Genomic DNA, 25,554 nt, shown 5'->3' with positions numbered 1-25,554 from the left:
CGCACTTTGAGAATTAGGAGTTTCACCATGACCACCAAGATCATCCTCGACTGTGATCCCGGACATGATGACGCCGTCGCCATGCTGCTCGCCCACGGCAACCCGGACATCGAGCTACTCGGTATCACCACCGTCGGCGGCAACCAGACCCTGGCCAAGGTCACCCACAACGCCCGTGTCGTGGCCACCATCGCCGGCATGGACACCCCGATCTACCCGGGCGTGACCCGCCCGCTGGTCCGCCCCATCGAGGTCGCCGAGGACATCCACGGCGACACCGGCATGGAGATCCACAACTATGACCTCCCCGAGCCGACCGTAGGCGTTGAGGACACCCACGCGGTGGACTTCATCATCGACACGGTGATGAACAACGAACCGGGCACCGTCGCCCTGGTTCCCACCGGCCCGCTGACCAACATCGCGCTGGCGGTGCGCAAGGAACCCCGCATCGCCGAACGCGTCAAGGAGGTCGTCCTCATGGGTGGCGGCTACCACGTCGGCAACTGGACCGCCGTCGCGGAATTCAACATCAAGATCGACCCGGAGGCCGCCCACATCGTCTTCAACGAGTCCTGGCCCCTGACCATGGTCGGTCTGGATCTCACCCACCAGGCGCTGGCCACCCCGGAGGTGGAGGAAAAACTCGCCGCACTGGGCACCGCGACGGGCGACTTCGTCGTCGCACTTTTCGACGCCTTCCGCAAGAACTACCAAGACGCCCAGGGATTCGACAACCCACCCGTCCACGACCCCTGCGCCGTGGCCTACCTCATCGACCCCACCGTGTTCACCACCCGCAAGGCACCACTGGATGTGGAACTGTCCGGCGCGCTGACCACCGGCATGACCGTCGCCGATTTCCGCGCCCCCGCCCCGGCGAACTGCACCACCCAGGTGGCGGTTGATCTGGACTTCGATAAGTTCTGGACCATGGTTGTCGATGCGGTGAAGCGCATCGGTTAGGAACTCAACGCACAAGGGGGGGACGTGAATGTCCCACTGCGTTGTTAGTAGTTCCACCCCAGGGCACCGAAGATTCATAGCCCGTCCATCCCAGTGGGCGGGCTATGTTTATGTCCGTTCCCGCCGTCCGAAAGGACAGTGGAACTAGTCGCTGGCTTCGGCATGGCTTATTCCTGTCCCTGTTAAGAAAATGATCCGGGGGGTGATGCCGCCGAAGACAGTGACATACTCAAACAGCTCAATAGGAACCTGACCCGGCCCAGGCGGCACGAGGTCTCACAGTAATGTGGATGCCAGCGCAAGTATGTCCGACCACCCCAGCGATGAAGCGTAAATAATCCAACTTTCTACTCATCGCTAGGAAGCACAGACTCATGGCCTATGGCTTCGTCATTGGCATGGACGTCGGCAAATTCCTGGCCAGCTACGCCGACGCCTCAACGTCCTGTTCGCAATGATGCGCAGCGGAGAGCTCTACAGAGACAGCCCCACAGCCCGGGAGGCCGCAGCGGCCTAGCCCCTACAAGCCCCGAAGCCGATTGTGCAGGAAGCCCTGCTCTGGAGCGTCATCGCGTACTGCTCGGGCAACGCGCTGTTCACCGTGGTCATGGGCAACGCCTTCGCCGCGTTCCCCATCATGACCGCTGCCATCGGCTGGCCCGTCCTCGTTGAGAACTTCAACGGAAACCCCGCCGCCATTTTCGCATTTGGCATGATGGCTGGCTTCTGCGGCACTCTGTGTACTCCGATGGCCGCAAACATCAACATCGTCTCGGCTGCTCTGCTGCAGATGAAGAACAAGTACGGCCCGATCATCGCGCAAATCCCCACCGCCATCATCATGCTGGTGGCCATCACAATCATGATGCGAGTATTCGCATTCTAAAGGACTCCGGTTAAAACTCTTCCAGCTGAGGAGAATAGAAAACAATTAACATTGCGGAATGAAGTCGATTTTTATCTCCGGCGGCTGCGGCGGCTTCGGTCTCGCCGTAGCCCGCGTATTCCGCAATGAAGGCTACATCGTTGGATTGGGCGATCTTCGCCCACCAGCCGACGAATCCTTGCTCTGCGACGGCATCACCTTCTACGAGCTCGATGTCACCAAACCAGAGTCCTGGGACGCTGCCCTATCTGAGTTCACCAAGCTCACCGGCGGCAGGCTCGACATCCTCGACAACAACGCCGGCATCATCGACTCCGCCACCATCGCGGAAAGCGAACCCGCACGCATCCGCGCCGTCATCGACGTCAACGCACTAGGCGTCACCCTCGGCGCACGCGCTGCTTACCCCTATCTGAAAAAGACTCCCGGCTCGCAGCTGATCAACATCGCCTCCATCGCCGGTTGCTACGGCATCCCCGACGTCGGCGTCTACGCCGCCACCAAGGCCTACGTCCAGTCCATGACCGAAACCCTCGACCTCGAGTGGCGCCGCGACAAGATCCGCGTGCTCGACATCAACCCCCTATGGGCAAAGACACCCATCTCCGACGTCAAGTCCAAGACGGTCACACGCCTCGGCGTAAACCTCACGCCAGACGACGTTGCGCAAGCCATCTGGCGCGCCGCCAACCCCGAGAACCGCTGGGACAAAGGCCGTCTCCACTGGGGCGTCGGCGCCCAGGACAAAGCAGCCCGCGTAGCCCGCAACATGGTGCCCGACCGCGTAGCCAAGCTCATCTACCAGGTGCTCTCGACCTAGCCGTCGAGTCCTTCCGCGATGGCGTCAGCAATCTTATCGATGATCTCTTTGTCCACAGACTGACCGCTAACCGTTACTGTGTCGCCCTGGGCGGCGCCCAAGGACATCAGCATCATGGCGGAATCGGCATCAGCTCGGTCGTCATCGAGTGCAATGACAATGTCGCCCGCTGCCTCCGCGGCCATCTCAGCTAGCTTCGCTGCAGGGCGTGCATGGAGACCAGCAGCATCAGCCACAGTTGCCGACCGTGAGTATGCATCGCCGTCTGCGACGTCTGCCTTGCCTTCCGCCGCTTGCTTTGGCACGAACACCTCGATGGCGCGCTCGGCAGCAACAGCAACTGCGTCAAGGTCATCACCTTGCTGTGCCGCAGTAGCCGCAGCGATAGCGGCCTCCACGAGCGGCGCGTCCACGAACTTTACCGGCTCATCGTCGAGGAACTCCAACACCGACTCAACGGTCATCGTTGCCGAGCCCAAGTCGGTGAGAACGACAACTGCGAGGCCTTCACCGAGCAGGTCATTAATAGCTGACTCGATGAGGTCATACGAGGTTCCGATTTCACCGGACTCCAGACCACCCGCGGCTGCGATACGCACGTCAGCTGCCACCTGCCCAGCCAGCTCAGCAAGGCCTTCGGCCAGCTTTCCGGAATGCGACACCAGGACCAGGCCCACTTTCGGTTCTGCCATGCCCTAGCCCTCCTTTACAGCGGCGGCTGCCGCCGCCGCTGCTGCAGCGATAAACAGCGCGGTCGAAGCAGCACCCGGATCCTTGTGGCCAGCAGAGCGCTCGCCCAAGTAGGAAGCACGGCCCTTGGTTGCAACGAGTGGAATGGTTGCCTCGGCGCCTTCGGCTGCGGCATTGGCTGCCGCGCGCAGAACGTCGGCAACTCCCGCCCCGGCATCAGCCTGCTCGCGGGCAGCACGCGCCGCCGGCGCCCACGCATCCACCATGGTCTTCTCCCCTTCTTGAGCCTTGCCGCGGGTGGTGATGCCCTCGAGTGCCGCCTCAATGAGCGCGGCCGCGCCAGCGCCATCGAGCGCTTCACCGCCGACTGACTTTGCTGCTCGCAGGAACGCAGTTCCCAAAAGCGGACCAGATGCACCGCCGACGGTGGACATCAGAGTCTTGGCCGTCAGCTTCAGCACATCCACGATGCTTGCGGGAGCATCTGCTTCAAGCTTCTCAACGACAGCACGGAAACCACGATCCACGTTTTCGCCATGGTCGCTATCGCCGATGACACGGTCAAGCTCAATGAGCTCCTCGCGGTGCTCGTGGGCCTGCTCCGCGCAGCCCTTCATCCAAGCCAGGGCCCATTCGGTGTTCAAAGTTTCAACAGAAGTCACTTTATTCTCCTTGGCGTAGTGCGGCGGTATGGCAGGGGGCGTCGAACAGCGCGATGTCTTCATCATCAGCGCGCATAACGGTCACGGAACATCCCGCCATGTCCAGGCTGGTGACGAAGTTGCCCACGAGGGAGCGCTCGATGCTTACGCCGGCTTTCTCCAGCAGCTGTGCCACCCGGCGATAGACCACGTAGAGCTCCGATGCCGGGGTGGCACCCATGCCGTTGACTACGACGATGGTGCGCTCGCCTTCTGCCAACTTCAGGTCGGCAAGAATCGGCTCCATGAGATGATCAGTGACATCGTCCGCGGAGACCAACGGAATCTCCTTACGACCAGGCTCACCGTGGATACCGACGCCGAGCTCAACCTCATCATCTGCGAGGTCGAAGGAAGGCTTGCCCACGTGCGGCACAGTGCAAGAACTCAGTGCTGCACCCATGGTCGCGGTGTTCTCCACGACCCTCTTCGCCACGGCCGTGACAGCAGCGAGGTCATCGCCGCGCTCAGCCGCGGCGCCCGCAAGCTTTTCGACGAGCAGCGTGCCCGCCACACCGCGACGGCCCGCAGTGAAAGTGGAGTCTTCCACCGCGACGTCATCATCAACGATGACCTGGCTGACCTCAATGTCATCAAACTCAGCCAGCTCAGCGGCGGTATCGAAATTGAGGACATCGCCGGTGTAGTTCTTCACGATGTAGAGCACACCAGCGCCAGAATTAACCTCATCGGTCGCCGCCTGGATCGCATCCGGCGTCGGCGACGTAAACACCGCGCCTGGCACCGCCGCATCCAACATGCCGTGGCCCACGAAGCCTGCGTGGAGCGGCTCATGGCCTGAGCCACCACCAGAGACAATCGCAACCTTGCCCTCGTTCTTCTTCTGCGCACGCGCCACAAACAGCGGCTCCGTAAAGCGCTTGACGATGTCGCCGTGTGCCAGCGCGAAGCCGTCTACAGACTCCGCCACTACGTTTTCCGGTGAGTTGATGAGCTTTTTCATCACGAATCTCCTTGGGATGTCGAATTAACCCAATTTTCACTGGTAATAACAGTGCCGAGCCTACACGCGGATCCGCATAGATGAACGCAGCCCCACTGCCGCAGATACATGGATAGACTCTAGTGTCATGAATGCCTCCATGCCCGGCCTTGCGGCCTTCCTGCACGGTTCAAGCCCTATCGATCTACTTCAGTGGGTCTCTGCGATCCTGTCCCTGGATGACGATTTCTCGCAAAAGCCTGCCGAGTTCTTTGAAGCCATGTGGGATAACCCCGCCCCAGAGACGACCGCGGTACTCTGGGCCGCCGCCCTGCTGGATGAAGATAAAGAGCGCGTAAAGCTCCATCGCGCTGAGCTCGCCCGGCGCGATGACTTACCGCAGGAACCGACCTGGCTTGCTCACCTTGAGCAAGCCAGCGTAGTCAACGTCATCGAGGCTACGCAGTACTACGGGGATGTCCATTACTACACTCTCGAGCTATCCGTCCCGCACTCTGCGCCCCTGACAGTGAATGTCTCCATTGACCTAGCAGGCGGCAATGGCTCGATTTATGACTGTTTCCTCACCGAGGCCAATGCACAGCAGGTTATGGAGATCATGTCCAAGGATGATTCGATGGAGAGCTTCGGCCCTACGAGCCAGGAGGGCCTGGCCGATTTCCTCAGCAACGCCATCTGGCTAGATGAGATCACAGTCGACGACGGCCCTGGTGAAAGCTGGCCTACCACCCGTCCGCTGCTGCGCTGGGTGCTCTCGCTACTAGATAATGTCCCGGCTACTGTCTCCAGTCCCGGTATCATCGGCCGCCGTATTCGTCTTGAAGAAAGCGATAATTCCGAAGCTGAAGAAACATTGGCCGCCTTCCTGGATGCCGTTCCGCTTAAGAAGGAGGAGGCCGATGCTGCCGAGACGCTACTCAGCATCACAACCAATTACACCATGGCCGACCTCTACCACTGGTCCCCACTGCGTGTGGAAATGGCTCTGACCCTCGTAGCCCGTAAAGTCATGGCCAGTGACTCATTCCTCCGGTGCTTCCCACGCGTCCTCACCAAGTTCGTCACCTGGACTGGCGAGGTCTCAGGACGCCCCGCCCACATCCAAAGGCAGCTCGACTCAGCACTAAAGGAAGAAGGAAAGCGCTTCCGAAAGGAACTTGAAGCACAATTCGACTTCGACTCCTATGACTACGGCCCAGATGCCATCGGCCTCGGCCCTGGCATGCCCGTCCCCGAGACCTCCCGCTTCGACGCACAGCTCGACGATTCCCCTCTCCCCTCCGAGGACACCAAACTCAGCGCCCTAGCCCCAGACGTTATCGCTGGTGTAAAGCAATGGGACGCACTTATCACCGAGTGGTTTAACGATCACCCAGAGGTCGATCCGGAACTGCTGACATCCACTCGACGTCTCCTGAGCGCCCTAGCCCACGACAAACCGAAGCAATTTAGCTCGACCAACGCCACAGTGGAGCGCAGCGTCGCCGCACTTCTAATCGCGGTCTCCGAGATCAACGCCGTGCCATTCGTAGTCGCCCAGATCCAACGTGACTTCGATTTACGCACCAGCCCCCGCTCGCGTGCCGATACCCTCCACAACTATCTTTACGATGCCGCTATCCACTCCGGCCGCCCCTTGAGCGACTACCTCATCTCTCACACACGGCGAAGCATGATGAGGAATGGAGGGCTCTACTAGTGGCTTAAGTCATCCACCCCGGCTGCACAACATCGCCACCATTCGAAAGTGGAGAACTCATGTGTAGTCCATAATGGACACCATGTCTGCTTTCGGTGAAGTCCTAACCCAGCTCCGTGAAAATCAGCCTCAAGGCTCGTACGGCATTAAGTTCGAGAAATTAATGGTCAACTACTTCCGAACCGATCCCGTCCTCCAGGATCAGTTCTCGGAAGTCAGCCGGTGGAGCGATTGGGAGTTTAACGGCGGTAAGCAAGACACCGGCATCGACCTCGTTGCCCGGCGCGCCGAAGACGACGCGTGGGTTGCCATCCAGTGCAAGTTCTACAAGCCGGATACCTATATTCAGAAGCGTCACCTCGATTCCTTCTTTGAGGCATCCGGACGCTCGTTTACTACAGACAAAGGCACAGAATCCTTCGCACAGCGAATCATCATCTCCACGTCGGAGCGATGGTCAAAGAATGCTGAGGAGATGCTGGAGCACCAGCTCATCCCGACCAACCGTATCGGCACGGCAGCGATTTCAGAATCCCCTATCGACTGGGATGTGACCTTCCCGGGTTCTGAGATCGAAATTAACCTCACCCGGCGCGAGGTTTTCTCCCCGCGTCCACACCAGCAAGAAGCGATCTCGAAGGCTATCGCAGGCTTTGAAACACACGACCGTGGAAAGCTCATCATGGCGTGCGGTACGGGAAAGACGTTTACCGCCCTGCGTCTGGCGGAACAGTTTGCAGAAAACAACGGCGGGCGTGCCCGCGTCCTCTTCCTCGTTCCCTCCATCTCCTTGCTCTCGCAGACGTTAAAAGAATGGACCGCACAGAACCAGGAGCACCTGCCTCTGAAGTCCTACGCAGTCTGTTCGGATACGAAGGTCTCCAAGAAGGCTGAAGACATTGCCTCCTATGACTTGGAGGTTCCGGTCTCTACCAACGGCAAGAACATTGCCGAGCGCACGGCGCAAGGCAAGCGTCGTGCCGGTATCAACGTCGTCTTCTCCACGTACCAGTCCATCGAGGCCATTCACGAGGCCCAAGCGGAGTACGGCATGGATGACTTCGATCTCGTGATCTGCGACGAGGCCCACCGCACCACCGGCGTAACCCTCGCCGGGGAGGACGCCTCCAACTTCGTGAAGATTCACGACGAAAAATACATCAAGGCCAGCAAGCGTCTCTACATGACCGCGACTCCCCGCCTGTTCGATGACAACGTAAAGGGCAAGGCCGAGGAACATTCCGCGGAGTTGGCCTCCATGGATGACGAGGCCATCTACGGTCCAGAGTTCTACCGCCTCGGCTTCGGCGAGGCCGTGGACAAGGGTCTGCTCACCGACTACAAGGTCCTCGTCATGACGGTCGAGGAAGATATCGCCGCTGACGTCCTCGCCGCCAACCCCACCAACGAAATCAACCTCACCACTGCCTCTGCCATGATCGGCGCGTGGAACGGACTCGCGAAGCGTTCGGGTGCCGAGCAAGACACGAAGTCCGGCTTCGAGGCCAATGCACAACCCATGCGCCGCACCGTTGCCTTCGCCAAGGACATCAAGGCCTCGAAGATCATCCAAGAGACCTTCCCCACGCTCATTCGCCAGTACCAAGAGCAGCTCAAGGACCACGCGGCAACCAACGACGTCAGCCTGCTCAACATCGATCTCCAAGTAGCCGTGGAGCACGTCGATGGCACCATGAACGCCCTCGAGCGCGGCAACAAGATCTCTTGGCTCGAGTCCTCCATCTCCGAGGACGAGACCCGCATCCTTACCAACGCTCGCTGTCTCTCCGAAGGTGTGGACGTCCCCGCCCTCGATAGCGTCATCTTCTTCCACCCACGCAATTCCATGGTCGACGTCGTCCAGTCCGTCGGCCGCGTCATGCGCAAAGCCGAGGGCAAGGACTATGGCTACATCATCCTGCCGGTTGCCATCCCGCCGAAGACCAGCCCATCCGCAGCGCTAAACGACAACACCCGCTTCAAGGTTGTCTGGCAGATCCTCAACGCCCTGCGCGCCCACGATGACCGCTTCAACGCGAAGGTCAACTCGATTGCGCTCAACGAGAAGGTCGAGCTTCCCATCGACATCGAGAATGTGAAGAGGACAAAGCGAGACGAGGAGCAGAGCCTCGAAGAGAAGGCCAAAGACGCAAAGGCAAAGCTCGATGCTTCCGATGCCTCCTCTACCGGAAACTCCGAAGCATCCAGCGAACAGGACGTCACCGCGGAGCAGATGACGCTGTTCTCCCTCGAGGCCTGGCAGGAAGCCATGTACGTCAAGCTGGTCGACAAGGTCGGTACGCGTACTTATTGGGAAGACTGGGCTGACGATGTCGCCACGATTGCCGAAGCACAAATCGCCCGCATCAAGGCGCTTATCAATGCTGCGGACGACACCATCCGCAAGGAATTCGAGGTCTTCATCGAGGGCCTGCGCGGGAACCTCAACGACTCGATTACCGAGGACGAAGCGATCAGCATGCTCTCGCAGCACCTGATCACTGCCCCGGTCTTCAACGCGCTGTTCACTGAGCACGACTTCGCCGCGCACAACCCGGTCGCCCGCGTCATGCAGCGCATGGTCGACGCGCTCTCGGATGCCAAGCTCGAGTCTGAGACCGAATCCCTCACCAAGTTCTACGAGTCCGTACGCGTGCGCGCCTCCGAGGTCTCCTCCGCTTCCGGCAAGCAGCAAGTGATCAAAGACCTCTACGAGCGCTTCTTCCGCAAAGCCTTCAAGAAGCAGTCCGAGGCCCTCGGCATCGTTTACACTCCAGTCGAAATCGTCGACTTCATCCTCCGCTCCGCCGATCAAATCTCCCGCTGGCACTTCGGCAAGGGCCTTACCGACGAAGGCGTCCACATTCTCGACCCCTTCACCGGCACCGGCACCTTCATGGTCCGACTCCTCCAGTCCGGCCTCATCGAACCCGACGACCTCGTCCGCAAGTACGCAACCGAGCTCCACGCCACCGAGATCATGCTGCTCGCCTACTACGTCGCCGCGGTCAACATCGAGACAACCTACAACGCACTCCAGGCCGAACGCGCCCAACGCAATGGCGAACCCGAGCCCGAGTACGTCCCCTTCGACGGCATCGCCCTTGCCGATACCTTCCAGATCCACGAAGACGGCGACATTCTCGACCTCAAGGTCTTCAAGGAAAATAATGCTGCGATCGAGCGCCAAAAGTCCGCGCCGATCAACGTCATCATCGGCAACCCGCCCTATTCCGTGGGTCAAAAGAGCGCGAACGATAACAACGCGAACCTGAAGTACCCGACGCTCGACAAGCGCATCGAGGAAACGTTCGTCGCCAATTCCACTGCAACGAATAAAAACTCACTGTATGACTCGTACCTGCGAGCTATTCGATGGTCGATTGACCGCCTTGGTGATTCCGGAGTCATGGCCTTCGTAACGAATAACGGCTGGATCGACGGCAACACTGCGGCGGGTTTCCGGTTGTCCTTGGAGGATGAGCTCAGCGATATTTATGTCCTCAACCTTCGTGGTAATTCCCGTACTGCCGGTGAGCTTGCTAAGCGCGAAGGCGGAAACGTTTTCAACATTCGCGTCGGGGTGAGCATCATCATCGCCGTGAAACGCGAAATCCCAGACGATGTCTGTATCCACTACCACGATATTGACGACTACCTCAGTGCAGACGAAAAACTCGCGATTGTTGATCGCTCCACACTAGATAATGTCGATTGGCAAATTATTGAGCCCAATATTTACGGTGACTGGATCAATCAACGCGATGAGGACTTCGAGACGTGGCCTGTCCTAGGCGACAAGAAGTCAGATGACATTCCAGCAATCTTCAAAAACTTCTCTGCAGGTTTAAAGACTGCCCGTGATTCGTGGTGCTATGGGTCAACGCCTTCAGCTGTCACCAGCCAGATGCAGACCTTAATAACAACCTACGATGCCGCGCGCGGCGAGTTTAGGAACTGGATTCAAAGCGCAAAAATCACCAAACCCCGCGAGACTGACGTCAATGCATTCCTTGACAAACGTCCAGAATATGCTGACCTGTCCAAGATCTCCTGGAATCGCAGTCTTAAACAACAGCTAGCGGGCAATAAGATCATCAGCTTTGATGTGAGCCGCATCATGAAATCGCTGTATCGACCTTTCCACAACCAATTCGCGTACTTCCACGCTCCAGTGAATGACATGGTCTACCAGCTTCCTCGGATGTTTCCCACCCCCACCCATGACAATTTGGGTTTCTACCAAGTAGGGGCAGGATCAGCAGTACCGTTTGGAGTGATCGCCACAAATTTGCTGCCCAATCTTCACGTGACTGGAGCTGGCTCAGGCGGCCAATTCTTCCCCCGCTGGACCTGGGAGCCCGTCGAGGCGCCGGAGGGTGAGCTGGACTTTGGGATGGGGGCATCGGAAGGCTCGGAGCCTGGTACGGAAGGAGAAATCCTCGACGGATACCGGCGCGTGGACAACATCACGGACGAGATTCTTGGGATTTACCGCGAGGCGCTGGGCTCGGATGTGACGAAGGATGACATCTTCTGCTTCGTCTACGGGCAGCTGCATGACCCGGGGTATCGGGAGAAGTACGCCGCGGACCTGAAGAAGATGCTGCCGCATATCGAAACGCCGACGTCGCGGGCGCGGTTCGACCAGCTGGCTGCCGCCGGCTGGGAGCTCATGGATCTGCACGTGAACTACGAGGGCGTGGAGCCGTGGCCGTTGACAGTGGATGTGAAGGCATCCTCAGACAAGTCCGACCGCGAGACGTGGCGCGTGCAGAAGATGAAATGGGCGAAGAAGAAGGATCCGTCTACTGGGAAGAACGTTAATGACGTGACGACGCTCGTCTACAACAAGTCCGTGACGGTGCGCGACATTCCGGCTGAAGCGGACGAGTACATGCTCGGCTCGCGGTCTGCGCTGGCGTGGATTATTGACCGGTACCAGGTGAAGAAGGACAAGGCATCGGGAATCGTCAACGACCCCAACGACTGGGCTGACGAGGTGGGAAATCCGCGGTACATCGTGGACCTCATCGCGAAGGTCACGCGCGTGGCGGTGGAGACGGTGCGGATTGTTGAAAGTATTCGAGAGGATGATGAGTAGAGATGAGCTCACAGATTTATAACTGGCAGTCCATGTTGCCGGTGGTCCTCGAGGTCGCCGCGGATGGAAAGCCACACCACCGCACCGACTACAAAGAAGCCGTTCGCCTTGTCTCCGAAAGGGATTTTGGAGACGAGGCGTACCGCAAGTTAGCAACTAAGCTCGCTTACGAAGATCGCGCTGGATGGGCCATTTGGGAGCTTAAGCGTTCCGGGTTACTGTCCAGCATTGAACGTGGCGTCACTCAAATCACCCCCGAAGGCATCGAGTGGCTCAAGGACAATCCCTATCCGCTGAGCCGCGAACAACAGAGAGAGTTTGTGAAGATGCGTGACCGTGTTCTCGAAGCGAAGGGGACGATCGAAAAATCCTCAACTGAAGATGACGCCGACGAACCTGAAACGAGCGACGACTACGTGTGGGTGCTCCGTGCAGGTAAGGACGGAGTTCGTGAAAAACGCGCTCTCCGCGAGAATCTCGGTCTACCCGGTATGTACTACAGCCCAGAAGTCGAGGATGCAGAGTCACTCGACGAGATCAAGAAGGCCATGCGCGCTGCCTTCCCGGACTGGAAGCGTGGCCAGATAAACACTCAAGCTGGCCAACTGTACCGCTTCCGCACGAAGCTCCAAGTTGGAGACATCGTTCTTATGCCAAGCAACCATGTCCATGGTGCGGTGTACCACGGGATTGTCACTGGCCCTGTCACCATTGATCGCAGCGAACCTGACGTCGAGGCTCATCTTCGCGTTCCGATCGAGTGGAGTAAAGAACCTTTCCAGCGCGATGAATTAGGCATTGATCTGCGGCGTTCCATCACAAGTTTGCTGACTATCTCGCAGGTAAAAAGGAACAACGCACACGAGCGCTTTTTGTCGGTCATCGACGGTTCTGGGGACCCGGACTTCAACGTGCAGGATTTCTCCCCAGCAGAGTCGTTTACGCTCGACTGGATTGGCTTCAATCGCGAATTCGCAGAGCGCCTTCTGCCTTATCGTCACAATCGCACAGCGCTGCTGGACACACTTCGTGAGGCTGCACGGCTATCGGAGCGCCCATCGCTGTTCAATATGCTGTGGGAATGGTCAACTGAAAACGGTAAAGAGGAGGCCACGGATATCGATCCATTTACGGTCTATGCACTCATCAATCGCTCGCTGACCATATCCAACAAAGAAGCGATTTATCGAGGGCTCAAGGAAGCATTCGATATTAGCGCCGAGGTTCCAACATCGGTTGATGGCTTGCCAGTACGTAACAACTTGTCGGCACGCTTCGAATCGAAGAACACCGATCCTGGAAATACCGCCTTCTATGACGGAATCTGGACGCTCTTCGAGGCCGCTCTGCGATACAACCCACGCGAGAAACACGGTCACTCCCGAGTCGACTTCATCGAAGCCTACGACGCCGCGGTAAAGGACCGCTCACAGGTCGCGTATACCATGGGCCTATTTTGGATTCGTCCTGAAACCTTCATGGCCCTCGACCGTCGCAATGCCGACTTCCTTAAATCCGAAGACGGCATGGGCATCGATGTGGTCGGCACTGTAACTGACGGTGCCTCGTATCTCGCAACGCTTACAGATGTCGCCGACTGGCTCCAGGATTCCACGATTGATCCGCCAACTTTCGCAGGATTGTCGGCAACAGCATTCCAATACGCGCAGAACGAATCTGAAGCACCTGTCGAATCAGAACTCGAGGAGCTCGCGGAGGGCGCCCAAGAAACATACTCCGTGCAAAATATTCTCGATGCTGGATGCTTCCTCAACCGAAAACAGTTGGAAACCATTCTCCGACGCTGGCGTGAGAAGAAGAACCTCATTCTGCAAGGCCCACCAGGAACCGGCAAGACGTGGCTTGGTCGCAAGCTCGCTTACGCCATGCTCGAGGATTCCTCGGATGAGACAATTACTGCGGTGCAGTTCCACCCGTCGACATCCTACGAAGACTTCATCGAAGGATTCCGCCCTGCCAGTGACGGCCACCTCCGACTTCAGCCGGGCCCATTCCTTAAGGCTGTGAGAGCCGCCGGTGACGACGAGGGCCGTAAGCACTTCATCATTATCGAGGAGATCAACCGCGGCAACCCCGCGCAGATCTTTGGCGAAATGCTCACTCTGCTTGAGGCAGACAAGCGCAACTCTGAAAGCGCACTTACCACGATTTACTCGCCCGACAGCGACCCCATTTACTTGCCAGAGAACCTCTACGTCATCGGCACGATGAACCAAGCGGATCGCTCACTCGCGATGGTCGACATGGCTCTGCGCCGACGCTTCGCATTCGTCGACCTCCAGCCACAGTTCAATGAACGATGGCTCCATTTCTGTTCGGCTGAATGTGGATACGACCGCGAGACACTCGCGACCATCGGTATGAAGCTCGCGGCGCTCAACGCCCGTATTGCTAACGACGTGAATCTGGGACGCGACTACGGCGTAGGCCATAGCTTCGTGACGCCACGAAAGTCGTCGAAGCCTTTGAGCGGAGACGAGACGCGCAAGTGGTTCGACGCGATTATCGACACCGATCTAGCTCCGCTACTGCGCGAATACTGGTACGACCAGCCCGATGTCTTGGAGGATGCACTCCGTGAACTTCGAGCCTGACGATTCGCCGGGGAACATCAGCAAACATGTGCCCATGCGCAGTGTGTGGCTACTGCAGCTTTATGCCTCTGAGGCATACCGACGTGGGGTCATCACCGACGCCGCGGTCGATGCTGCAGATGCTGAGTTGCCGGTCTTGCTCACCACCATGCTGTGTGAGGCAGTCGAGCGTCGTCTCACCCGTGAGCTCAGCGTCGGATTCAGCCGTCGCGCCGCAACCCTATACCGCGTGCGCGGCAAGATCGACGTCTATGCCACGCAGCGACACAGGCTACTCGACAAGGGACAGATTCGGTGCGAGTTCAACGAGCTCACCAGTGATCACCCGGTCAACCGCTACTTGCTTCGTGTTCTGCACTACGCAGAAAACCTTATTCAGCCTCTCAATCAAGCAGCGGCGACGCGGTGCCGTCGCCTGGCGCGATCTCTCGAAGTCGCAGGAGTGCCGTTTATCTCGTCCGCGCCTGAACCCACTGGCCGGCTCTCGCCTGCTGATGTCCACCCCACCGCCGTAGCATCATTGTTGCTTAATCTCTTTGTTCCGCGTTCCGGCCTGGGTCCGCACGCGTTCGCCCGCGCAGAGGTCACCGAAACATACTTGCGTGCGCTCTTCGAGCGGGCGCTGCTCGGAATCTACCGCTACCATCTCACGCCCGTGGGATGGACAGTGCGTGGAGCCCGGTATTTGAACTGGCCACTCAATTCACCGACACAGGCACAACTTCCGCGAATGCTCACGGACATCATGCTCACTGCACCAGATGGCACCGAAGTCATCGTCGACGCCAAGTTCGCATCTATGGCAACGAGCAACCGCACGAACACTGGATACACTCTCAAGTCTGGGCACCTCTATCAAATCCAGTCTTACGTGCTTGCACACGCAGCAGAACTTGCTGAGCCGGGAGAAGTCCGGCGGGTTACGGGCGCGATGGTCTATGCAGCTCTGGGGGCACCCAAATCTACTTTTAATCAGCACCAACAGTTCCGCATTCATGGTCATGATTTCACCTTTGCGGCTTTAGACCTCACCGGTCGAGCGAGCACGGTTCGAGAAGGCGCGCTCGCTGCGCTCGGAGTCGACATCCCTGCGACTCCGTCTTCTGTCCAAGCCGCGCTAGCTTCAAGTTTTTCTGGTTTTACTTCTTAAGCATGCCGCAACGTCGGGTCCGAGAGCCCTCGCGTCTATCGAAGCGAATTGGCTACCTTCGCCGTGGCACGCAGAACAGCAGCTGCCCTGGCCCCGTGTCCATTCGCTCAGTTTTCCTTATCATGCAAGCATGAAGAATTTCCGAGTGTATACACCCGAAAAGTATTCAACGCCCGATTACATCAAGGTAGAAGAAAACATCTACCAGCAAGCACCCGATCGTGAGTACGTCACCTCGCTTAGCTTCGAGCAAGAACCCGAGCTCGGCGAAGGCGACTCGCCCCAGGACATTTCCCAGTACCCGCTCGAGGACATTCTCGAGGAGTTCGAAGTACAAATCGAGGACTTCTACGAAGACCTCAATGACGCCAGTGAGAGCACGTGCTATCTCGAATTCGGTGGTGGTGACGTCGAGCGCATCCGTAAGGTACTGGGGCTCGTAGGCAAGCATGCGTACAACAAAACCGACGAGGACGGTGGAGAAGTGCTCGTTATCGAGTGATGTCTCGCGCGGTAACGGCGTAACGCTTGGAGATAACTTTCACCATCGCGCGATGTTCCTACAGTGCAGAATCTTGGCGTCCGAGACTAGTCAACGTCGTGGAAGGCACCTGTGCCATGTGGACCGTGCCGCCTCGATAGTTGATGGCGTGCTTATCAAATCGAGTAACAAGGCCCTACACTTCTTGGCACGGGAGAAGAATCGCTCGACGACGTTGCGATCTTTGTACCGATTCGCGTCAAGCTTGGGAGAGCGCCATTACGTGTTGGTGAATGGCGTCATAGACTCCCGTGCGAGTAGAGATTGCGGCGTTTCCGCACCTTCTGCCAAGGTCCGAAACGTTCTGGAAGACCCCGCCATGGGCATCCGACGCGCAACCTGTAGACAATGGCTTCCATAATGGTGCGATTATCGAAAAACGGCCTGCCGACTTTTCCGGCGCTAGAGGGAAGGTGTGGAGCGATGATTTTCCATGCAGTCTCGGGAATCTCGCGGAAATTCTCGGGTCTGCTCATACCGAAAAACTCTCACACTCACCCTCCATTCATTAAGAGGCACGACTTAGAAGGATCACCGCGCCCAGGGATCGCCATGCAAGCTCTCGCGATAGAACTCCCCTTTCCTAAGAAGAATGTCGCCTCATTACTGGGCACAACACCCGAATCTTTGTCCCGCACGGGCACAGCCAAATCTCCGAAACACATATCGCGGCAGACGCAGCGAAGTGCAAAGAAGTACACCGGATTACATTGGATTACAGCGAAGTACATCAAAGTACAGTGAAGTACACTGAAGTACATCGAAGTACATTAGTTCTCGGTATGAACCAGTGGAGAAACTCATGGACCGAATTCGTAACCCATTCACCGCCGCCCTCGGCGTTAGTCCGGCAGTTCTTGCGGGCCGTGAGGAAGAGCTCGATCTCATCACCATGGCAATGCTCGACGGCCCTGGCGCCCACGAACGGGTCAGCGTCGTCAGTGGTGCTCGCGGCAGCGGCAAGACGGTCTTTCTCAACGCTGTCGAGGACCGTGCTTCCCAACTTGGCTGGACCATCATCTCCGAAACAGCTACACAGGGCGTCGTCGAGCGCATTCGCAATACAGCCGAGCGCAATCTTCAGGAATTCTCCCCTGCGGACAAACGTCGCCTCTCCGGCATTTCAATCGCCGGTATTGGCTCCATCAATTGGGAAACTGATCCAATCTCCCCCACACAATCATCACTGCGTACCGCCCTTACCGCGTTGCTCGACGCCAAGGCACAACTCGATTCCATCACCGGTCAACCGCCCAGCGGCGTACTGATCACCCTCGACGAGCTCCATTACACAAATCGCGACGAAATCATTGAATTCGCTACAACGATTCAACACCTCCTCCGGGAGAATCGTGAAATCACAGTCATCATGGCGGGTATCCCCTCGGCTGTGAAGCCCTTGCTTTCTAGTCCGGACGGTTCCAATCCCATCACCTTCCTTCGCCGCGCTAACCGCATCGATCTCGGAGCAATCCCAGATCCCGATGTCAGTTCCGTTCTCACTGACACTGCGAAAATTGCTAATTTCAGCTGGCACGAGTCAGCTCTGCGCACCGCAACTGAAGAAAGCGGCGGCTACCCCTTTTATTTCCAGCTGATTGGGCTGTGGTCCTTTTTTGAGGCCCAAAAGTCTGGTCGCACAAATATCACTGGCCAGGACGTCGCTGTGGGCATCAAGCGCGCAACAAATAAGCTCCATCAGCTCGTCCACGAACCCGCCATCGCCGACATCACCCCTGGTGAACGGGATTTCCTCATCGCCCTTGCCCAGTGCGACCTCCCCGCTCGGAATATCGATGTGCTCAGCATCATGGGGACCTCGCCGCAAAACATCAGCAACTACCGGCAAAAGCTCCTAAGCCTCGACCTCGTTATCGAAACGGCAGACCGGAAAATGACCTTCCAACTTCCACGACTCGAGGACTATCTCCTAAGCATTCAAGGGAAATAGACTCCTGATGCGCCCTACACTGCAGATCACTCGGGGCAAACGCAGTCAACAGTCAGGGGAACGCTGCTGCGCTCGAGCTCGCCGGTCAGGAGGCGCTCACGGATAAGACGTTGCTTGATCCCTCCGACACTTCCATAGCCGCGCGCTCACGGACGCGGTGTACCAGCATCTCATCGATGTCGGAGAGACGACAAAGCGCGGCTAGAACGAGGATGCACCGGCGCCGGCGACGCCGAGCACCACGAGCTCCGCGACCGCGATGGGATCGTCGAGGTCAATCTCGAGAATCTCGGCGGCGTCGGCAATACGCTTACGCACGGTGTGTCGGTGGGTATTTAGCGCATCAGCGGTGCGCACATAGTGCCCGCCGTTGCGCAGATAGGCCTGCAGCGTCTGTTCATACTCGCTGCCGTGGGCCGCGTCGTACTCGCGCAACTTACCCCAGGTTTCAGCGAAGCGGTGGGCGACGGCGGCACCAACGGCTTCATCGCCTAGCCAATTGAGCGTGCGCGACTCGGGGCCCACGAGCGTGCCAGGTTGCATGCCGAAGGCGACCTTCTCCAAGTCACGGACAGTGGATTCGCGCAGGCGCGACCACTCGAGGGGTGAGCCAACGACAATGCGTTTGCCGCCGCGGATGTCGAGGAGGAGTTCCTGAATATTGCGCATGGAACGGTTGCCGCGCAGCAGGAATAACCAGGTGAGGTCATCGACCTCCACGGCGAAGAGCAGGCGGCCTTGATCCGCGAGATTGCGGTCAAGCGCCTCAATGAAGCGCGCATGCGCTCGTGCCGACTCGGATTTGACGAGGACCGGACGGACTTTGCCTTCCGTATCGCTGGCTTGGCGGAAGATGCGTTGCATCGATTCGTCGCGGCCTGTGAGACCAAGCTGCATAGACACGGCCAGCGTGGTGAGCTCGCGCTGTGCGCGGCGCAGCTCCTGTGGGCGTCGAATGATGAGCTCGGCAAGGCCGGCTGCGTGTTTGAGCAAGGCGCGCTGACTGGCGTCGAAGTAGTGGTCGGCCATGGCCACGAGACCATGCGTTTGATTGCCGCTCGGAGAAAGACGGTGCGCCAGAACATTGACGTCCCCCACCTTGCCGGCGATTCCAAAACCACGATGGCGCGCGTCATCGATGATGTGGGTGAGCTCGACTTTTTCAAAGCCCGGCAAGACCGCCGCTGCAGACACACGGCCGTCCAAGTCCACAAGACAAACGCTCGCGTCAAGGGCCTGCGCCGTGCCGGTGACGAGCCTGTCCAAGCCCTGGCCGGCCGCGAGGTTGAGACGGCCTTGGAGCTCAAGAAGAACCTCGAGACGGCGCTCACGGCGTTGCGCGAGCTCGCGGTGCACGGCCGTGGAGACCGAAATAAACGGCACGTCAAGGGGGATGGTGAGAAGGGAGACGTCGTGGGCGAGGGCGGCGTCGGCAAGCTCGTGCGGGACCTCGGGGAAGACGACGCCCACGCCGAAGCCAATGCCGGCGGCCCCGGCGGCAGAAAGGCGGGCGACATAGTCGCTGAAAGCCTCCGGATGATCGCGAAAAGCGATGCCGGTGAGCAAAACGAGGGTGCCCTCACCGACATATTTTTCGGGATTTTCAAGCTCGCACGGGTGCACCATGCCAAAAGAACGGCCCGAATCATGGACCACGCGCAGGCCCAAATTTCGACGGCTTGCAAGCCACGAAATTGAAAGCGTATCGCCCATTTCTGCATCCACGTGCGCTGATGACCGAGTCATCACACCCCACCTTCCTATATACATTGTGTACAAATTAGCGTTTTCATTTCGACACAATGTTTATATGCCACGCTACACTCCGTCGGCACAATGACTCCCATCACATTTTTATTTGAATCGGAGGAGTGACATGCAGGACTTCAATCACCGCATTCCGCAAGAGCGGAAAGTTGTGACCCCCATCCCTGGCCCACGCAGCCAGGAACTCGAGGAGCAGCGCGAGCAAGAGCTCGCCCGTGGCCTCGTGCCGGGCTTGCCCGCGTACATCGTGGACGGTGACGGCGGCGTCCTCGTGGACGTCGATGGCAACTCCTTCATCGACTTCGCCTCGGGCATCGCGGTGACCACCGTCGGCGCATCCAACCCGCGCGTGACCGCGGCCATCGCTGAGGCGGCGTCGCATCTCACCCACACCTGCTTTCTCAATGCGCCCTACGAGGGCTTCGTCCAGGTCTCGAAGAAGCTCAACGAGCTGACCCCGGGCGACCACGAGAAGAAAACCGCGCTGTTCTCGACCGGCGCGGAGGCGATTGAGAACGCCGTGAAGATTGCACGTAACTACACGGGCAAGAACCGCATCGTCGTCTTCGATGGCGCGTTCCACGGCCGCACGAACCTCACCATGACCATGACGGCGAAGAACAAGCCGTACAAGTCCGGCTTTGGCACCCTCGCCTCCGATATCTACCGCGTGCAGGGTTCCTACCCGCTGCGCGACGGCCTGAGCGGCGCAGACGCGGCGGAGCGCACCATCCGCTCCATCGAGCAGGTCATTGGCGCGGAGGACATCGCAGCACTTGTCATCGAGCCGCTGCAGGGCGAGGGCGGCTTCATCGAGCCAGCCGAGGGCTTCCTTCCGGCGCTGCTGGAGTGGTGCCGCGCGAACGACGTCGTCTTCGTCGCAGACGAGATTCAGGCCGGCATGTGCCGCACGGGCGACTGGTTCGCGAGCAATCACGAGGGCCTAGTCCCGGACCTCATCACCACGGCAAAGGGCGTAGGCGGCGGCATGCCGCTGTCAGCCGTCACCGGCCGTGCCGAAATCATGGACGCACCGGGGCCGGGCTCCCTGGGCGGCACATACGCCGGCAACCCGGTGGCGTGCGCGGCCTCGCTCGCGGCCATCGCGGAGATGGAGGAGCACGACCTCGCGGCACGTGCCCGTGAGATCGAAGCGATTGCCCGCGAGATCCTCGAGCCACTCACGGAGCTGCCCACCGTCGCCGAGGTCCGCGGCCGCGGCGCGATGATCGCCCTCGAGTTCGTCGATGAGAACGGTCGCCCGAACCCGGCGCTCACCTCCACCGTCGCGAGCGCCTGCAAGGAGCAGGGCGTTCTCATCCTCACCTGTGGTCTGGACGGCAACGTCATCCGCCTCCTGCCGCCGCTGGTCATCAACGAGTCCACCCTGCGTGACGGCCTCGAGGTCCTCGCCGCAGAAATCCGTAAGAACTAAGCACACCCCCACCTACCCTCCAAGGAGAACTAACATGTCTGACAACCACATCTACGACTGCATCATCCTCGGCACCGGCTACGGCGGACTCGGCATGGGCGCCCAGCTCGCCAAGGACAACCTCGAGAGCTTCCTCATCCTCGAGGCCGCGGACGAGGTCGGCGGCGTGTGGCGCGATAACACGTATCCGGGTGCCGCCTGCGATACCCAGGCTCTCATTTACTGCTACTCCTACTTCCTCAACCTCGGCGTGTCCCGCATGTTCGCCGGCCAAGACGAGATGCTCGGCTATCTCAAGGCGCTCGCCACCGAGTTTGGCCTCTACGAGCACATCAAGTTCAACAACCGCATCGTCCGCTCCGAGTGGAACGAAGAGCTCAAGGCCTGGGAGATCGCCACCTCCACCGGCGATATCTACTACGGCCGCGTCTTTGTGGGCGCCTGGGGCCAGCTCTCCAAGCCGAAGGTTCCAGACTTTGCCGGCCGCGAGACCTTCGAGGGTACGCAGTTCCACTCCGCCGAGTGGGACCACGCCGTCGACCTCAAGGGCAAGAATGTTGCCGTGGTGGGCAACGCGGCATCAGCTGTCCAGCTCGTGCCGGAGGTCGCTAAGGAGGCCGGACACCTCGCCGTCTTCCAGCGCTCCGCAAACTACATCCTGCCGCGTAACCAGGTCATCTTCACCGACGAGGAGCTGCGCGAATTCCAGGAGAACCCGGAGTCTTACCGCGCCATTCGCCAGGAGATCCACGACACCCGCGAGGACGGCTTCGAGCGCACCCGCAAGGGCACCGACGCCGCTCAAGAAGGCGTCGAGCAGGCCATGGAGCACCTCACTTCCCAGGTCAACGACCCGGAGCTGGTAAAGAAGCTCACCCCGACCTTCGCGTTCGGCTGCAAGCGCATCCTGCGCTCCGATGACTTCTACCCGACTTTCAACCGCGACAACGTCTCGCTGGTCACCGAGGGCATCGAGGAAATCACCCCGCAGGGTATCCGCACCGCAGACGGCGTGGAGCACGAGTTCGACGTCATCATCTACGCCACCGGCTTCTACTCCCAGGAGTTCCAGGGAGACCTACCGGTCATCGGCCGAGGCGGCCTCGACCTGCGCGAGCGCTGGGGCAACGCGCCGGAGGCCTACCTGGGCATGACCGTAGACGGCTTCCCCAACTTCTTCATGCTCTACGGCCCGAACACGAACCTCAACCACCACTCAGTTGTGGCCATGCTCGAGGAGCAGGACAAGTACATTCGCCAGGCCGTGGAGTTCCTGCGCGACAACCCGGACAAGGTCCTCGATGTCGACCCGCAGGTCCTGCGCGAGTTCAACGACCGCATCCAGGCTGACCTCAACGAGTCCGCGTTCTCCGCTGACTGCTCCTCCTGGTACAAGAACGAGGACGGCAAGGTCATCAACAACTGGTCCGGCAACGTTGCCGAGTACCAGGACCTCACCCGCACCCTCGAGCTGGCTGACTACGGGGTGGCCTAATGCACACGCTCGCTGACGAATTCACTGGCCGCCCCATCACGGAGGACGCATGGAAGTCCGTGGGTTCCTTCCGCGCCGGAGGCGGGGTCCCCTTTCACCACATTGAGATCCCCACGGTGCGCGAGAACTACGTGGCTTCGACCGCGCAGAACGGTCTCTCGGAAGAAACGGAGCCTTTCACGCAGGACTTCGAGGTAGGCGAGTTTCGGGTACGTCTCACGGACCCGCGTCCCGACAGCGAGCGTGACGCCGCCACCCCCGCAATCCTATTCATCCATGGCGGTGGCTGGCTCATGGGCAACCTGGACACGCACCACTCTGCGGTGCGCCGCCTCGCGGTCGAGTCCGGGCTGCCGGCGGTGGCGGTCGATTATCGGCTCGCGCCGGAGCACCTCTACCCCGCGGCCATCGATGACTGCCGCGCCGCGTTGCACTGGCTTTCCGACGCCTCCGCTCCGCACGGTCTGCACGTCACCAACGTCGCCATCGCGGGTGACTCGGCCGGTGGTCAACTCACGGCCATCCTGGCGAACGAGTTTTCCGGGGACGACTCCGTCGCCCCCATCTCCAGCCAGGTGCTCATCTATCCCATCACGGATATCTCGAATGAGCGCACGGAGTCTGGTGCCTCGTACCAGCGCGTGACCGAGGGCTTCCCCATGGTGGCGGAGACCATGCGCTGGTTCATCCGGACCTACCTGCCGGAGGGCCAGGACAAGACGGTCGCCGACCTGTCCCCGCTGCTCCACGAGCTGCCGGAGAACCTGCCGCCCGCCTACGTTATTACGGTGGACAACGACCCGCTCGCGGACGAGGGTGGCGAGTACGCCCTCAAGTTGGCCAAGGCCGGCTGTGACGTCCGGTACGAGCACCTGCGCGGGTACCACCACGGCCTGTTCACGTCTGCCGGCGTGATGCAGCGTGGCGAGGAAGGTCTGAGCGACATCGCGAAGTTCATCGCCGTCCACGCTCGCGAGCACGCGTAGCCCCGAAGCCCCAGTGTGAAGTGCTTCTTCGCACTGGGGTTTTCGTGAACCAAACTCTAGGAATTTCCCTTCACTCATCCCTACAATCAAATATCTATCAACCGAAAGGTAAGGCAATGATTCAACGAGCCTTAGGCATCTCCATGGCCTTCATTGGCGTCCTCGTCGGCGCGAGCTTCGCCTCCGGCCGCGAGGCCCTCCAGTACTTCGTCGCGTTCGGCAACTGGGGCATTGTTGGCGCCATCGTGACGTCCATCTGCGTCATGACTGCCGGCATCTCCATGCTGCAGCTGGGCAGCTACCACCGCGCGAAGGACCACAACTCGGTGTTCACGGTCATCTCCGGCCCCGTGACCTCCCGTGTCCTCGATATCGCGACGATGACGTGTCTATTCTGCATCGGCTTCGCCATGTTCGCGGGCGCCGGATCGAATATGAAGCAGCAGTTCGGTTGGGACATCTGGATCGGCGCGGGCATCATGCTGGCCCTCGTCCTGCTCACCGGCCTCCTCGACGTGGACAAGGTCACCAAGGTCATCGGCGCCGTCACTCCGTTCATCATTGTGCTCATCTCCATCGGCACGATGTACACCATCTTCACCGCGCAGCCCGACTTCGCGCACCTCAACGAGCAGGCACAGGAGATTCCCACGACGCTGCCCAACTGGTGGGTCTCGGCCATCAACTCGGTCGGCCTCCAGGTCATCGTCGTCGTGTCCATGGCCATCGTCATCGGCGGCAACTTCCTCGACTCCCGCGAGGTCGGCCTCGGCGGCGTCATCGGCGGCTTCATCTTCCTCTTCCTCCTCGCCGTGCTCGTCGGCTCCATGTACATCTCCGTCGAAACCGTCCTGGAGACGGACATGCCCACCCTCGCTATGGTCACCAAAATTCACCCGGCCCTCGGTACGCTCATGGCATTTGCCATCTACGGCATGATCTACAACACGGCCATCGGCATGTTCTACGCCTTGGCCAAACGCCTCACCCGCGACCACCGTCAGCACTTCTACAAGGTCTACGTCGCCATCGTCCTCGTCGGCTTCGTCCTGTCCTTCATCGGCTTCTCTGAGCTCATCGGCTGGGTCTACCCCATCCTGGGCTACATGGGCATCCTCTGCATGTTCGTCATCGGTTGGTCCTGGTGGAAGAACCGCCGCGAGCTCGAGAGCGAGACCCAGCTGCGCCGCCGTGCCCGCGAGCTCATGGCCAAGCGCTTCGAAGGCGAAGAGGCACTCACCCAGGACGAGGAGCAGGAGATCATCGCCATCGCCCGCATCTCCAACATCCCGGAGCACACCTTCATCGAAGAAATCGCAACGGAGATCAACGCCCGCGAGGACATCACCGTCGCCTCGACGCTACCACTGTCCACTGCAGATGACAGCGTCGACATCGCCGATCTCGAGTCCGCAGCCTCCGTCACCGACATGAAGACCGCCGAGAAGAAGGCGCGCACCCGCTCGTAGGCACGCCGAGTTGCCCGCTTCCCCCTCGTGGGGAGCGGGTCTTTCCCGTTGTAGTGGTGGTTGCTGGTGCTAGTTGCTGGGGACGTCGGGTCCGAATTCCCGCCGGATGTAGATTCGCCCGTCTGAGCCTTTGTAGTAGACGTCGCCGTCTCTCTTTTTCATGTTGTGGTATTCGCACAGCGAGAGCCGGTTATCGAGGTTCGTCTCCCCGCCTTTCATGACTCACGCAGCGAGCGCTCACGGTGTGCGCGTTGTCTCACATCGGTTCGCCGCGGCTCAGACAAGAGAAATGCCACAAGCGCCCAGTTCTAGTAG

At 59.5% G+C, this 25,554-nt stretch carries 18 protein-coding genes; 13 read left to right on the top strand and 5 right to left on the bottom strand.

What is annotated here, in order from left to right; all coding sequences use genetic code 11:
• Nucleotides 1-27 precede the first annotated feature (27 nt).
• The 3 genes from uriH (at nucleotide 28) to I6I72_RS12810 (ending at nucleotide 2,672) form a co-directional block, all read left to right on the top strand.
• Entirely contained in the window at nucleotides 28-966 is a 939-nt protein-coding gene (gene uriH / locus I6I72_RS12820) for a uridine-preferring nucleoside hydrolase UriH (protein WP_049145337.1), read from the top strand.
• A 541-nt stretch (nucleotides 967-1,507) separates the two neighbouring features.
• Nucleotides 1,508-1,852, top strand: a complete 345-nt coding sequence (locus I6I72_RS12815; protein WP_080970060.1) for a 5-oxoproline transporter, DUF979 family subunit — start codon at nucleotides 1,508-1,510, stop codon at nucleotides 1,850-1,852.
• A gap of 58 nt (nucleotides 1,853-1,910) precedes the next feature.
• On the top strand, nucleotides 1,911-2,672 hold the full coding sequence (locus tag I6I72_RS12810) for an SDR family oxidoreductase (protein ID WP_005529142.1): 762 nt from the start codon (nucleotides 1,911-1,913) through the stop codon (nucleotides 2,670-2,672).
• On the opposite strand, the gene dhaM is transcribed toward I6I72_RS12810, so the two are convergent.
• The 3 genes from dhaM to dhaK are packed head-to-tail and all read right to left on the bottom strand — an operon-like array spanning nucleotide 2,669 to nucleotide 5,027.
• Nucleotides 2,669-3,364 carry a dihydroxyacetone kinase phosphoryl donor subunit DhaM gene (gene dhaM, locus I6I72_RS12805; RefSeq protein ID WP_049145336.1) on the bottom strand — a complete coding sequence of 232 codons (696 nt, stop codon included), beginning with the start codon at nucleotides 3,362-3,364 and terminating at the stop codon, nucleotides 2,669-2,671. The genes I6I72_RS12810 and dhaM overlap by 4 nt on opposite strands.
• Before the next feature lie 3 nt (nucleotides 3,365-3,367).
• A complete protein-coding gene (gene dhaL, locus I6I72_RS12800) occupies nucleotides 3,368-3,979 on the bottom strand; it encodes a dihydroxyacetone kinase subunit DhaL (RefSeq protein WP_129720853.1) in 612 nt (203 codons plus the stop codon).
• A gap of 46 nt (nucleotides 3,980-4,025) precedes the next feature.
• Nucleotides 4,026-5,027 (bottom strand): dihydroxyacetone kinase subunit DhaK, encoded by a 1,002-nt coding sequence (gene dhaK, locus I6I72_RS12795; RefSeq protein ID WP_201807171.1) that lies wholly within the window; start codon nucleotides 5,025-5,027, stop codon nucleotides 4,026-4,028.
• Between the two features lie 127 nt (nucleotides 5,028-5,154).
• Between dhaK and I6I72_RS12790 the strand changes: the two genes are divergently transcribed.
• The 5 genes from I6I72_RS12790 to I6I72_RS12770 all read left to right on the top strand — a co-directional run bounded on the left by I6I72_RS12790 (nucleotide 5,155) and on the right by I6I72_RS12770 (nucleotide 16,097).
• Nucleotides 5,155-6,726, top strand: a complete 1,572-nt coding sequence (locus I6I72_RS12790) for a hypothetical protein (RefSeq protein WP_201807168.1) — start codon at nucleotides 5,155-5,157, stop codon at nucleotides 6,724-6,726.
• A gap of 82 nt (nucleotides 6,727-6,808) precedes the next feature.
• Nucleotides 6,809-11,830: a DEAD/DEAH box helicase gene (locus tag I6I72_RS12785; protein ID WP_201807158.1), complete on the top strand. Its 5,022-nt coding sequence runs from the start codon at nucleotides 6,809-6,811 to the stop codon at nucleotides 11,828-11,830.
• 2 nt (nucleotides 11,831-11,832) lie between these two features.
• Nucleotides 11,833-14,445 (top strand): AAA family ATPase, encoded by a 2,613-nt coding sequence (locus tag I6I72_RS12780; protein WP_188311237.1) that lies wholly within the window; start codon nucleotides 11,833-11,835, stop codon nucleotides 14,443-14,445.
• Complete coding sequence (locus tag I6I72_RS12775) at nucleotides 14,429-15,595, top strand: 5-methylcytosine restriction system specificity protein McrC (protein WP_160313767.1); 1,167 nt, start codon at nucleotides 14,429-14,431, stop codon at nucleotides 15,593-15,595. Before I6I72_RS12780 ends, I6I72_RS12775 begins: the two co-directional genes overlap by 17 nt.
• Nucleotides 15,596-15,725: 130 nt before the next feature.
• Nucleotides 15,726-16,097, top strand: coding sequence for a hypothetical protein (locus I6I72_RS12770; protein ID WP_005529113.1), 372 nt, complete (start codon nucleotides 15,726-15,728; stop codon nucleotides 16,095-16,097).
• Between the two features lie 278 nt (nucleotides 16,098-16,375).
• On the opposite strand, the gene I6I72_RS14030 is transcribed toward I6I72_RS12770, so the two are convergent.
• A complete protein-coding gene (locus I6I72_RS14030; protein WP_005529109.1) occupies nucleotides 16,376-16,612 on the bottom strand; it encodes a transposase in 237 nt (78 codons plus the stop codon).
• Between the two features lie 326 nt (nucleotides 16,613-16,938).
• On the opposite strand from I6I72_RS14030, the gene I6I72_RS12760 reads away from it, so the two are divergent.
• Complete coding sequence (locus tag I6I72_RS12760; RefSeq protein ID WP_049192079.1) at nucleotides 16,939-18,087, top strand: ATP-binding protein; 1,149 nt, start codon at nucleotides 16,939-16,941, stop codon at nucleotides 18,085-18,087.
• Nucleotides 18,088-18,288: 201 nt separating this feature from the next.
• Here I6I72_RS12760 and I6I72_RS12755 read toward each other — a convergent pair whose 3' ends face one another.
• On the bottom strand, nucleotides 18,289-19,833 hold the full coding sequence (locus tag I6I72_RS12755; RefSeq protein ID WP_236592638.1) for a helix-turn-helix domain-containing protein: 1,545 nt from the start codon (nucleotides 19,831-19,833) through the stop codon (nucleotides 18,289-18,291).
• A gap of 130 nt (nucleotides 19,834-19,963) precedes the next feature.
• Here I6I72_RS12755 and gabT point away from each other — a divergent pair, with 130 nt between their 5' ends.
• From gabT to I6I72_RS12735, 4 genes are all read left to right on the top strand, one after another.
• Nucleotides 19,964-21,289, top strand: coding sequence for a 4-aminobutyrate--2-oxoglutarate transaminase (gene gabT, locus I6I72_RS12750; protein ID WP_049192077.1), 1,326 nt, complete (start codon nucleotides 19,964-19,966; stop codon nucleotides 21,287-21,289).
• Between the two features lie 34 nt (nucleotides 21,290-21,323).
• Nucleotides 21,324-22,784 carry a flavin-containing monooxygenase gene (locus I6I72_RS12745; protein ID WP_049192076.1) on the top strand — a complete coding sequence of 487 codons (1,461 nt, stop codon included), beginning with the start codon at nucleotides 21,324-21,326 and terminating at the stop codon, nucleotides 22,782-22,784.
• The gene (locus I6I72_RS12740; protein ID WP_049192074.1) at nucleotides 22,784-23,770 is read left to right on the top strand and encodes an alpha/beta hydrolase; all 987 of its coding nucleotides are present in this window, start codon (nucleotides 22,784-22,786) and stop codon (nucleotides 23,768-23,770) included. Before I6I72_RS12745 ends, I6I72_RS12740 begins: the two co-directional genes overlap by 1 nt.
• 116 nt (nucleotides 23,771-23,886) lie before the next feature.
• The gene (locus I6I72_RS12735; RefSeq protein ID WP_201807155.1) at nucleotides 23,887-25,239 is read left to right on the top strand and encodes a YkvI family membrane protein; all 1,353 of its coding nucleotides are present in this window, start codon (nucleotides 23,887-23,889) and stop codon (nucleotides 25,237-25,239) included.
• The last annotated feature ends 315 nt before the right edge of the window (nucleotides 25,240-25,554 follow it).

It is taken from the genome of Corynebacterium striatum (assembly GCF_016728105.1).
GTDB lineage: Bacteria > Actinomycetota > Actinomycetes > Mycobacteriales > Mycobacteriaceae > Corynebacterium > Corynebacterium striatum.
Note: the sequence above shows the minus strand (reverse complement) of the source record. Positions and strands in the feature narration are given on the sequence as shown.

What these genes read in the sequence shown, in the direction of transcription:
- uriH (WP_049145337.1), top strand. Translation starts at nt 28, where the DNA reads ATGACCACCAAGATCATCCTCGACTGTGATCCCGGACATGATGACGCC.
- I6I72_RS12810 (WP_005529142.1), top strand. Translation starts at nt 1,911, where the DNA reads ATGAAGTCGATTTTTATCTCCGGCGGCTGCGGCGGCTTCGGTCTCGCC.
- dhaM (WP_049145336.1), bottom strand. Translation starts at nt 3,364, where the DNA reads ATGGCAGAACCGAAAGTGGGCCTGGTCCTGGTGTCGCATTCCGGAAAG.
- dhaL (WP_129720853.1), bottom strand. Translation starts at nt 3,979, where the DNA reads ATGAAGGGCTGCGCGGAGCAGGCCCACGAGCACCGCGAGGAGCTCATT.
- dhaK (WP_201807171.1), bottom strand. Translation starts at nt 5,027, where the DNA reads ATGAAAAAGCTCATCAACTCACCGGAAAACGTAGTGGCGGAGTCTGTA.
- I6I72_RS12790 (WP_201807168.1), top strand. Translation starts at nt 5,155, where the DNA reads ATGAATGCCTCCATGCCCGGCCTTGCGGCCTTCCTGCACGGTTCAAGC.
- I6I72_RS12785 (WP_201807158.1), top strand. Translation starts at nt 6,809, where the DNA reads ATGTCTGCTTTCGGTGAAGTCCTAACCCAGCTCCGTGAAAATCAGCCT.
- I6I72_RS12780 (WP_188311237.1), top strand. Translation starts at nt 11,833, where the DNA reads ATGAGCTCACAGATTTATAACTGGCAGTCCATGTTGCCGGTGGTCCTC.
- I6I72_RS12770 (WP_005529113.1), top strand. Translation starts at nt 15,726, where the DNA reads ATGAAGAATTTCCGAGTGTATACACCCGAAAAGTATTCAACGCCCGAT.
- I6I72_RS14030 (WP_005529109.1), bottom strand. Translation starts at nt 16,612, where the DNA reads ATGAGCAGACCCGAGAATTTCCGCGAGATTCCCGAGACTGCATGGAAA.
- I6I72_RS12760 (WP_049192079.1), top strand. Translation starts at nt 16,939, where the DNA reads ATGGACCGAATTCGTAACCCATTCACCGCCGCCCTCGGCGTTAGTCCG.
- I6I72_RS12755 (WP_236592638.1), bottom strand. Translation starts at nt 19,833, where the DNA reads ATGACTCGGTCATCAGCGCACGTGGATGCAGAAATGGGCGATACGCTT.
- gabT (WP_049192077.1), top strand. Translation starts at nt 19,964, where the DNA reads ATGCAGGACTTCAATCACCGCATTCCGCAAGAGCGGAAAGTTGTGACC.
- I6I72_RS12745 (WP_049192076.1), top strand. Translation starts at nt 21,324, where the DNA reads ATGTCTGACAACCACATCTACGACTGCATCATCCTCGGCACCGGCTAC.
- I6I72_RS12740 (WP_049192074.1), top strand. Translation starts at nt 22,784, where the DNA reads ATGCACACGCTCGCTGACGAATTCACTGGCCGCCCCATCACGGAGGAC.
- I6I72_RS12735 (WP_201807155.1), top strand. Translation starts at nt 23,887, where the DNA reads ATGATTCAACGAGCCTTAGGCATCTCCATGGCCTTCATTGGCGTCCTC.